Origin of the sequence: Mesorhizobium sp. NFR06 (genome assembly GCF_900115245.1) — a bacterium.
GTDB lineage: Bacteria > Pseudomonadota > Alphaproteobacteria > Rhizobiales > Rhizobiaceae > Mesorhizobium.
Genome location: NZ_FOVT01000019.1, coordinates 33,226 through 37,330 on the forward strand (window position 1 = coordinate 33,226; position 4,105 = coordinate 37,330).

Genomic DNA, 4,105 nt, shown 5'->3' on the forward strand with positions numbered 1-4,105 from the left:
GTGTCGCCGGTCGCTCCGGTCGAACCCGTTGCACCCGTGTCGCCAGTTGCGCCGGTCGCACCTGTGGCTCCAGTTGCGCCGGTGTCACCGGTCGCGCCCGTTGAGCCAGTCGCGCCGGTATCACCAGTTGCGCCAGTCGCACCTGTGGCGCCTGTGGCGCCAGTCGCACCGGTATCGCCAGTGGCGCCGGTCGAGCCCGTGGCTCCGGTATCACCAGTCGCGCCAGTCGAACCTGTGGCGCCCGTATCACCGGTTGCGCCTGTGGCTCCCGTTGCGCCGGTATCGCCAGTTGCTCCGGTCGAGCCCGTTGCGCCGGTATCACCGGTCGCGCCTGCGGCGCCCGTTGCACCGGTATCGCCGGTAGCGCCAGTGGCGCCAGTTGCTCCAGTCGAACCCGTGGCGCCCGTATCGCCGGTCGCACCTGTGGCGCCGGTTGTGCCGGTCGAACCCGTTGCGCCGGTCGAACCTGTGGCGCCGGTCGAGCCCGTGGCTCCAGTTGAACCTGTTGCGCCGGTCGAGCCAGTTGCACCAGTAGAGCCGGTGGCGCCCGTGGATCCCGTTGCACCCGTGGCTCCGGTTGCGCCGGTCGAGCCAGTCGCACCTGTTGAGCCCGTAGCGCCCGTCGCACCTGTGGCTCCGGTTGAACCTGTGGCGCCAGTTGAACCTGTAGCGCCCGTCGCACCCGTCGCACCTGTAGCGCCGGTTGAACCCGTGGCGCCGGTCGCACCCGTGGCGCCCGTTGAACCTGTGGCGCCGGTCGAACCCGTAGCGCCAGTCGCACCTGTGGCGCCGGTCGAGCCTGTGGCCCCGGTCGAGCCTGTGGCGCCGGTTGCACCCGTGGCGCCTATGTTGGATGCTGAGGAGACGGCCGTTATGGCGAAGACGCCATTACCGGCGCTGGCATCAGCCCCACTAACAGTACCAGCACCCGACGCCGCGACCGTAATCGTTCCAGCAGGTACTACAGCATATCCTAACTGATTGTCGTTTGAGTTAATCGGAACAATCGCAGTTATAGTGTAGGTTCCGCTAGATGGAACATTAGTTATGATAAGAACAGATGTGAAAGGACTTACGTTTTCAGATGGAAGTGAAAAGCTTGCAACAATTACCCCACCCGGTGAAGTTGTTATGTAATATTCAACGGGAAATCCAGTTCCGGCCACGTTGGCGGCAAGATCTAGCGAGCCGGTGATCGTGACTTCGAGGCTCAGTATGCCGGCATAACTTGCTGAACCTATTTCGGTCAGTGGCGGCGCTACCGACACAGCTGCGGCCAAGTCCCAGCGTCCACCTAACGCAACGGCGCCCACCAACGTCGTCGCCGCCGCCACGTCGGCGCCCGCCACCAATTCCAGCATTTCGACAAATACCCGGCCCGCTTCTCCGCGCCCTACGTCGCAACTCCACAGCCTCAGGTCACCATCTTCGCCCAGCGCCCTGCCGATCGCCGCGAGGTCGTCCGCCGCATCCTCGAGCGTGTCGGTCGACCAGGCGCCCGCGCTGAAATGCACCCGTCCCGGCGAGCCGTGGGCGATGATATGCACCGCCTGTAGGCCCCTCCAGCCCTCCAGCACCTCCGCAATCTGGCGCGAGGCCGGGCGGCGGTCATCCAGCACGACGGCGTGGACCTGCGGCCGCAGGTTTCCAAGAATGGTGGCTAGATCGGGGGCGTGGCGGTCGACGAAGAGGATTTCGGAGATGCGGGCCATGGCGAGGTCTTTCTTGGCTCGAATTCGGCTCATGTAAACGGCGAAAGCCGGCTTGGCCGGCTGGGCGAATTGGGAGATGGCGAGGGGCCGGGGCGTCATGTTGCCGGCCCCACGGCTCCGGTCGGCCTGGCGAGCGCGGCCACGGTGAGAACTGTCGAGGGCTGGAAGGCGCCGCTGTCGTCGAATATCCCGATGGCCAGCTGTGCCGCCGCATCGGGAACCTTGACGGTCATCGACACCGGCGTGGGCTGCGGCAGGGCGTTTGGCAGAACCACCTGGCCGACAATCGACTTCTTGGCGGGGTCGACGATGAAATAGGTGACAGGTCTGGGGTCGCTGCCGGCGGGCAAAGTGCCGACGACGCTGACTTCGGCAGCAAGAACTCCTGCATAGATTCCCATACCTACCTCCGTCAGCGGTAGCCGCTCCGCGGCCTTCCTTGTCCGCACGTTCAGTTTCCAGTCGCCGCCGAGCGCCGACGACCCGACCAGGTAGTCGGCAGCCGCCACCGGCGCTCCCGTCTCGCGCGCCAGTGCGTCGACAAAATTCGTTCCGGCAGCGCCGGCGCCGGTGTTGCAGCTCCATAGAAGCAGCTCGCCGGAGCCGCCCAGCGCCTGACCGATCGAAGCGAGATCGTCCCCCTCGTCCTCCAGCGTCCGCGCCGACCATTCGCCCGCAGCAAAACTCACGCGCCCGGGCGCGCCGTGCGCGATGACGTGCACGGCGTCGAGGCCGTCGCGACCTTCAAGCGCTCGCGCCATCTGACGCGCGGCGGGGCGTTCGGCGTCGAGCACGATGGCCTCGACCTCCGGTCTCAAGTTTCGAAGGATGGTGCCGAGATCGGACACCGAGGGATCGACGAAGACGAGTTCGGAGGCGCGGGCCATGGCGAGATCCTGTCGGTTCCGATTGGGTTCAGGCTGAAAGCATCCGCCGGCGACGCAGGGCTTGGCCGGGTCGAGTGCGCTCAGCGCGGTGCCGATGACGTCGTGATTTTCAGGGAGAACAGAGCAGGGACGACCCAGCGGCCGGTCGCCGGCTGCGGCAACCCGTGGCTGCTGACAGGCTGGTGGCCTATCGATGCCGGAATTCGTCTCGGGCTGCCCCGCACGCGATATCGCTCGACCCACTACACACCCCCACCACCGGTGACGCCGACACTGCGGCGTCAACACGCGAGGGAACTCGGGGACGGGAAACCTGCCCGCCTCCACGGCGGGCAAAACGCGATCGTCGAGACCTGCCTCAAGGGCACGCCTTCTAAATCGTCCGCGAAATGGCCTTGCTAACCCCAGCCCCTTTGCCCAACTCTCACTCTCTCGCAAACCTTCCGGCCATCCGACCGTAAGACCTGTGGGCCCCCTCTACGCCGAAAATTAGTAAATGTGAAAATTAGGAATTTGTAAACGATTAAGTACGGAACTGGTAAATGGCCAAGAACAAGGCAGCATGCCTTGGCCAATATCGCGGGGCCGAAGCTGGGCGGTTTCTTTTCGAAAACCGCAGACTTGGCGCTTCACTTCGGTTCCTGGCAATCCTGCGAAATGTCGTTCGCACTCAGCCAGCTCGCCGCCTTTGCCGGAGCGACGGCCGGGCTGGACGACGGATTTTGGTCGAGAACGTCAGGACGATGCTGCGCGATCCCATGGAAGGAAAGGATGCGCGCGGATCCCGCCTTCCTGCGAAACCCGCGCGCTCGTTTTCTCAATTTTGGACCAGAGTCCCTGGTCTATTCAACGTTCCTGCTCACTCATGCGGCTTCAAGAGATCCTTGAGGGTCGTCTTGACGCTGTGGTCGTTGTTGGCGAAGCCGGCGCCAGGCTTTGTCTGGTCGGAGATGAGATCCGTGCTCGCCCCCGACGGCTTGTTCTGGTTCTGACCAAATCCGCTGATCGTCTTGAGGACATTTAGCAGGTCTGTCGACACCGATGTGGCCGCCAGGCCGATCAGGTTGCGGAACGACGCATGGCCCTGATCACCGCCGTTGCCGGTCGAGCTCGACTGCAGGAATTGCGTCGTGTCCTTGAGCCCGAGCGAGCTGGCCGTGACGTTGGCTTTGTGACCAGGGCCGTTTTCGCCATTGTTATGGTTCCCGGAACCACCAGGTGCATCCTGATCTCCATTGCCAAAGCCGTTATTGCCATGGTCGTGGTCATGATCACCGGTGTCACCACCTGGGCCGGTCGGTCCGGTCGACCCCGTCGGACCAGCCGAGCCAGTAGCACCGGTCGAGCCAGTTGCTCCGGTCGAACCTGTCGCTCCGGTGGAGCCCGTCGCACCAGTCGAGCCGGTGGCGCCGGTCGAGCCAGTAGCTCCGGTCGAGCCTGTCGCACCAGTCGCACCAGTAGCTCCGGTCGAGCCAGTTGCGCCGGTGGAGCCGGTTGCACCAGTCG

The 4,105-nt window shown here is 64.5% G+C and carries 3 protein-coding genes and 1 pseudogene; 1 reads left to right on the forward strand and 3 read right to left on the reverse strand.

Annotation, left to right across the window (positions count from 1 at the left end; translation table 11 throughout):
• The coding region (locus F3H96_RS31560) for a DUF4347 domain-containing protein (RefSeq protein WP_348530091.1) at positions 1–1,811 on the reverse strand (1,811 nt) is incomplete at its 3' end.
• Complete coding sequence (locus tag F3H96_RS25715; protein WP_149804477.1) at positions 1,808–2,599, reverse strand: DUF4347 domain-containing protein; 792 nt, start codon at positions 2,597–2,599, stop codon at positions 1,808–1,810. The genes F3H96_RS31560 and F3H96_RS25715, both read right to left, overlap by 4 nt.
• A 567-nt stretch (positions 2,600–3,166) precedes the next feature.
• Here F3H96_RS25715 and F3H96_RS25720 point away from each other — a divergent pair.
• A complete protein-coding gene (locus tag F3H96_RS25720; protein ID WP_149804478.1) occupies positions 3,167–3,487 on the forward strand; it encodes a hypothetical protein in 321 nt (106 codons plus the stop codon).
• Here the strand turns inward: F3H96_RS25720 and F3H96_RS25725 are convergent.
• A pseudogene (locus tag F3H96_RS25725) lies at positions 3,459–4,105 on the reverse strand (hypothetical protein); the annotation flags it as partial. The gene F3H96_RS25720 and the pseudogene F3H96_RS25725 overlap by 29 nt on opposite strands.